The organism is Amycolatopsis sp. NPDC058278, from assembly GCF_042881395.1.
Lineage (GTDB): Bacteria > Actinomycetota > Actinomycetes > Mycobacteriales > Pseudonocardiaceae > Amycolatopsis.
This window is the reverse complement of sequence record NZ_JBHVXZ010000239.1, coordinates 1-5,578: the sequence shown is the minus strand read 5'-3', so window position 1 is coordinate 5,578 and position 5,578 is coordinate 1. Positions and strand designations below refer to the sequence as shown.

The 5,578-nt window shown below is 70.2% G+C and carries 7 protein-coding genes; all 7 read right to left on the bottom strand.

Annotation, left to right across the window (positions count from 1 at the left end; all coding sequences use genetic code 11):
- Positions 1-1,146 (bottom strand): hypothetical protein (locus ACFVYA_RS49280; protein WP_387055508.1); only part of this gene is annotated, 1,146 nt, incomplete at its 3' end.
- A 1-nt stretch (position 1,147) separates the two neighbouring features.
- A complete protein-coding gene (locus ACFVYA_RS49275) occupies positions 1,148-1,747 on the bottom strand; it encodes a DUF3558 domain-containing protein (RefSeq protein ID WP_387055506.1) in 600 nt (199 codons plus the stop codon).
- Positions 1,744-2,100 (bottom strand): hypothetical protein, encoded by a 357-nt coding sequence (locus ACFVYA_RS49270; protein ID WP_285987446.1) that lies wholly within the window; start codon positions 2,098-2,100, stop codon positions 1,744-1,746. The genes ACFVYA_RS49275 and ACFVYA_RS49270 overlap by 4 nt, the downstream gene beginning before the upstream one ends.
- Before the next feature lie 97 nt (positions 2,101-2,197).
- Positions 2,198-2,995 (bottom strand): ESX secretion-associated protein EspG, encoded by a 798-nt coding sequence (locus tag ACFVYA_RS49265; RefSeq protein WP_387055503.1) that lies wholly within the window; start codon positions 2,993-2,995, stop codon positions 2,198-2,200.
- A gap of 15 nt (positions 2,996-3,010) precedes the next feature.
- Positions 3,011-4,375, bottom strand: coding sequence for a hypothetical protein (locus ACFVYA_RS49260; protein ID WP_387055501.1), 1,365 nt, complete (start codon positions 4,373-4,375; stop codon positions 3,011-3,013).
- 38 nt (positions 4,376-4,413) lie between these two features.
- Positions 4,414-5,007, bottom strand: a complete 594-nt coding sequence (locus tag ACFVYA_RS49255; RefSeq protein ID WP_387055499.1) for a DUF3558 domain-containing protein — start codon at positions 5,005-5,007, stop codon at positions 4,414-4,416.
- Positions 5,007-5,375 carry a hypothetical protein gene (locus ACFVYA_RS49250; protein ID WP_387055497.1) on the bottom strand — a complete coding sequence of 123 codons (369 nt, stop codon included), beginning with the start codon at positions 5,373-5,375 and terminating at the stop codon, positions 5,007-5,009. Before ACFVYA_RS49250 ends, ACFVYA_RS49255 begins: the two co-directional genes overlap by 1 nt.
- Between the last annotated feature and the right edge of the window lie 203 nt (positions 5,376-5,578).

Sequence of the window (5,578 nt, the reverse complement as noted above, 5' to 3'; positions counted from 1 at the left end):
GCCACCGGGCATGGCACCGGTCGAGCTGCCGGGGCCGAAGCCGCCGCCCGGCCCGAAGCCACCGCCGCCCGGTCCGAAGCCCGCCGCCGGGTCGCCGATGCCGCCCGAGCCGCCGGGGCCGAAGCCGCCGCCGGGGATGGAGAAGTCACCCGCTCCGCCCGAGCCGCCGGGCCCGAAGCCGCCGGCCCCGGGGATCTTCGGCGGCGTGAACCCCGACGAGTGGGTGCCGTCGCTGAAGTTCGGCGGGGTGTAGTTGCTGCCCCCGGGGAGCCGGGACGGGTCGTAGTTCCCGCCGGGGATCTTCGAGGGGTCGAAGTTCGGCGTGTTGGAGCGGTCGTCGAAGCCCGGCACCTTCGACGGGTCGAAGCTGCCACCAGGGGTGTTCGGCTGGCCGGGGAACGACGGGACGCCACCTGGGCCGGGCATGTTCACGCCGCCGGGTCCCGTGCCGGTCCCGGTGCCGGTGCCGGTGCCGGTCCCGTTGCCGTCTCCCGAGCCGTTGCCGTCCTTGCCACCCGGCTTCTTCTTGCCGTCCTTGCCGCTGTCGACGTTGACGTTCTCCTGCTGGCCCTGGAGCGCCGAGTACGTCGGCATCTTCTGGCCGTTGTCGTTGCTCGCCTTGTAGTAGGTGTTGAAGGCGTCGACGTTGGCCTGGCCCTTGGCGTTGTAGTCGCGGATCGCCCGGTCGGTGTCGGTCGTCCACGGCGTCACCGCGTTGAGCAGGTTGTTCTTCGGCGGGTCCTTCGGCACCTGCTGCACCTGCGCGTGCACCGTGGTGAAGGCGTTGTGCTGTTCACCGAGGTACTTGTCGGAGTCGGTGAGCTTGGTGCCGGAGTCCTCCATCCACACCCGCAGCGGGTGTGCGCCGGCGTTCTGCGCCGCTTCGGCGCCGCCGCCCGTCCAGGCCGCGTCCATCTCCTTGGCCAGTGCGTCGATGGTGCCGAGGCGTTCGGAGTAGGCGCCCTTCAGCCGGCTCGCCGCCGACTGCCCGTTCTCGATCGAACCGGCGCCGGGACCGGTGGTGATCTTCTCCCAGATGTCGTAGCAGTCGATCTTGCGGTCGCCCTGGACCGACGTGTGGTCGTCCGAATGCGTGGTGGCCAGGTTGTAGGCGGCGAAGCCGCCCAGGAGCACCAGTTCCAGCATCTCAGCCTCCCAAGGCGTGGATCATCGCTTCGCCGAACTTCTGCGCCACCGAGCACGGGTCCGACACCCCGGCGCCGTGGTCGTACTGCACCAGGATGTTGACCGCCAGCTGGTCGGTCACGCCGACGAACAGACCGCACTTGCCGCTCTTGCGCCCGTCCACCGCCGCGGCGTAGACGGACGGGTACCCGTAGGCCTGGGACTCGCCGAAGTAGGCGTCGTTGGCCTTGGTGTCGTAGACGTCCTGCAGCCCGTTCTTGTTCGCCGTGACCGTCGTGACGTCGATCTGGTTGCCGGGGTCGGCGGCTTCCTGGAACGTGCAGCTCGGGCCGTTGCCCGTGGTGCGCGGGGTGCCCTCGCCCAGGGCCAGCGTGGAGCGCCCGGAAGCGTCGATCGTGGCACAGGCGTCCGACGTGATCGACGCGGTGTCCAGCGGCCTCGGCACCCGCGGCGCGGTGTCGGCGGTGGACCGGGTGGTCTCGGTGCTCGATTCGGCGGTGGACGGCGCCGGGTTGGCGGTGCCCCGGGTCTTGCCGGCGCAGCCGGCGACGGCGAGCACGGCGAAGGCCAGCGCCGGGACGGCGATGAGTCGTCGGTTCACGTGGCCTGGTTCCCCGTCTTCGAAAGGTCGGTGTAGGCGTCCGACTCCTTGGTGGTGATCTTCTGCTTCGCGGCGGTGAGCGCGTCGATGTAGTTCTTGACGTAGTCCTGCATCTTCTGGTTCTGCTCGAGGAACGCCTTGCCGGACGGGTTCGCGAGCTTCTCCCAGTCGCCGCTCGCGAACTCCTTGCCGGGCGCCTTCACGTTCGCCATCAGGTTGGCGTCGTCGTAGTCGCGCTTCAGGTCGGCCTGCAGGTCCTGCCACTTCTTGATGACGCCGTCGATCTTGTCGGCGTCGAACGTGAAGCCGCCGCCACCACCGGCCGGCGCGGACATGTTGACCTCGTTACCCATCCCGATCCATCCCCTTCGCGTCCCCGCCCATTCTCCTCCGACGCCGCCGAGGTGTCCGAGGTTCCCCGAAAAGCGTAAAGGCGGGGCGCCGGCCACCTCAGTTCAGCGCGCTCTGGGCGTTGCGCAGCCGCTCACCGATCGCCTGGGGCGTGCCGGGAGTGAACACGACGAGCGAGTCCCCGCGGCCGGGCCGTTCCTCCATCAGCCAGCGGCCCTCGGCGGTGTCGATGAAGTTGATCGGCCGTGGGCAGCGCCGCCGTCGGGTGCCGGGCCCCCGGCGGCCCGCGACGTACAACGTTCCCGCGCCGGTCCTCGGCAGGCCGATGATCCGCTTCATCTCCTTGAGCGGCGACAGCGGTCCGCCGCGCGCCGGCGGCTTCTGCAGGATGGTCTGCGGGACGTCCCCGGCCGTGGTGGCCCGGCCGCTGTCGAACTCGCTCTTGCTGGTGATGAGTGGCTGGCCGGCGGCCGGGTGACCCGCCGGGATCAGTTCGAGGAACGTCGGCAGGGTCCGGTCGGTCCGCTGCCGCTGCAGGACCACGGTCTCCTCACCGCTGACCCGGATGAGCACGAAGCCGCCGCCGTTGCCGCTGCCGGAGAACGCGGAGAACTTCGGTGGGCTGTCGTCCTCGAACTCCCCGTCGAACCAGCCGTAGAACTCCAGCTGCGGTTGCGACAGCGACTCGAGCAGGGCGAGCAGGTCGGGGTCCATGCCCCGGGGCCCCAAGAGGCCCGACTGGGTCAGCACCGCGTCGACCTGCTGGTTTAGCGCGCGCTCGGCGGTCTCGTCGTAGAAGGTCGGCGTCTCGGAAAAGGTCTGGTGTGCTTCACCGCCACGGCGCTTGATCAGGTTGAGCAGCGTCGGGATGGTGAATCTGGTGGGCTGGTCGAGCACGGGCGTCCCTCGGGGTCATTCGCCGATGACCGGCGGAGCGGTCAGCGTGTCCGAGCCGAAGAGCTCGTTCGGGTCCTCGGCGATGAGGTACTTGCTGGTGTGCTCTTCGTCTTCGGCGCCCTTTCCGCCCTTGCCGGCGCCGTGCCCCATGCCGCCCATCCCGCCGGCGCCGGTCGCACCGGCCCGGACGCCCGCCGCGCCACCGGCGCCCCGGGGGCCGCCACCGGTCGCGGGCTCGCCGGTTCCGGAGAGGGCGCCCGCGCCCGGACCGAACCCGCCCGCGAACCCGCCGGCGTCAGCACTGCCGGCACTGCCGCCGCCCGGACCGAAGCCACCGCTGCCGACGGGGCCGAACCCGCCGCCGACAGGGCCGAACCCGCTCGCGGCGGAGTCCGGCGCGAGGTACCCGGCCGAGTTCGTCCCGTCGCCGAACCGGCCCGGTCCGGAACCGGGGAAGTCCGGTGCGGGGTGGTTCCCGCCCGGCGGCGTGGTGCCCGGCGGTGGGGAGCCCGGCGGGGTGGCGTCGAACCGCGGCGGCTCGGTCGTGGGCCGGGTGAACGAACCGGTGCCCGCGCCACCGCTCCCGAAGGAGCCACCGCCACCGCCACCGCCACCGCCACCGCCACCGCCACCGCCACCGCCACCACCACCAGCGCCGCCGCCGAAGCTTCCGCCGCCCCCGCCGCCGAAGTGCCCGCCACCGCCGGGCTCGGAGAGGTTGTTGCCCTCCCAGGCCTGGTACTGCGGCATACCGCCGGCGTTCTGCGCACTCGCCTGGTAGTAGGCGGCGAACGCGGCGACGTTCGTCCTGCCCTGCTCGTTGTACTTGTTGATCTCGTCGTCCTTGTCGCTGAACGGGTTGAGCCCGTCCAGGAACCCGGCCGACGGCGGCTTCTTCGCGATCTCCTGCACCTTGCCCTTGACGGTGTGGAACGACTCCGCCTGGTTGGTGAGGTACGTGTGGCTCTGCCGCAGCTTGTTCGCCGACGAGTCGAGCCAGATGGCCAGCGGGTGGGCACCGGCCTGTGCGGCCGACGCGCCACCGCCTTGCCAGGCGGCGTCCATCGTCTTGTTGAGCGCGTCGATCTGCCGGGACCGGGCCGCGTGGACTTCTTGAAGGGCTTTGGCGGCGCCGGAACCTTCGTCAAGCGAATGGGTGTTCCCCGGGCTGATCTGTTCCCAGATCGCCCGGGCGTCGATCGACTGACCGCCGATGTCCGCCTCGGCGTGCCGGGCGTCCGGGCCCCCGCTGAACAGACCGACGAGACCGCCCACCACCGCGCCGGCCGCGGTCCCCACCACGGGCACGACCGACCCGGCCACGGCCCCGGCGGCGGCGCCCTTGAGTCCCTTGCCGACAGAGTTGGCTGTATTCCCCACGGTGTCCCACCCTCCTCAAGCGCTCGGTGCCACGGCTCTCAAGCCGCTTCCTTGAGATGCTGGATCATCGCTTCGGCGACTCTCTGGGCCACCACACAGGGCGTGGCCCGGTTCTTCCCCTCGCCGAGCTGGGCGGTGACCACGACGACGAGCTGATCGCTCACGCCGACCCAGAGCGGGCAGTCGCCGCTGGAGCGCAGGTCCGAGACATCGGTCGACACGGCGGGGTAGCCCGCGACCGTGACCGGCTCGAAGTAGGGCTTGCCGGCCTTCTGGGCGTAGATGTCGGAGAGGCCGTTCTTGTTCGCGGTGAATGGGCTGACTTCCACCGAGTTCAGGCTCGAGGACGCTGAGTGCCATCGGCACGCCGGTCCGGTGGGACCCTGGTTCGCCTTCCCCGGCTTGACCATGCCGATGTCGTCCTGCTGCGCCGCCGAGAGTGCGCTGCAGGGATCGGTGAGGATGCCGTCGACGTTGAGGGCGGCGGGCACCTTGGGCGCGCCGTTGTCCGTGGCCTCGCCGGTCGGTGCGGGTGAAGCCGAGCCGTCGGTGGTCCCTGTCTTCCCGGTGCATGCGGTGAGCAGTGCGAGGGCGGCGACGGTGCACACGGTGAGCCGGGTGAAGGTACGCATCAGAAACCCGGCTTCTGGCTGCTGACTGCCTCGGTCGCGAGTTGCTCGCCCTGCTGGACCTTGCCCGACGCTGCTTGGAGCGCGTGGATGTAGTTCAGCACGTAGTCCCGCATCCGTTCGTGCTGTTCGAGGAGCGAGTGGCCGGATTCCTCAGCGCCGGAGTCGACGAAGAGGCGGCTGGCGAATTCAGCGCCCGGCGGCCGGACCAAGGCGACTTTCCGCGCATTGTTGATGTCCGTTTGGAGTTCCTCGTAGAGGTCCTGCCACTGCTTGAGCACGGCGTCGACCTGGCCGGGCTCGAACTTGTAGCCGCCGGGACTACCTCCGCTGCCGACCTGGATCGGCGCGGCCGGTGGTACTTCGCTCATCAGCCCCCCTGCGTTGCGTTTCCGCTGCCCGTTTCGCCGAGTTCAGCCAGGATTTTAACGCAACCCGCCCGATTCATTGTGCCGAAAAAGATGACAATTCTCGGGCACGGATTCCCCCGATCGGGTTATTTCCGGCGAGAAATGAAACAGGCGGGGCGTCCCGGTGTGGGACGCCCCGCGTGTGGAACAGCCGGATCTTGCTG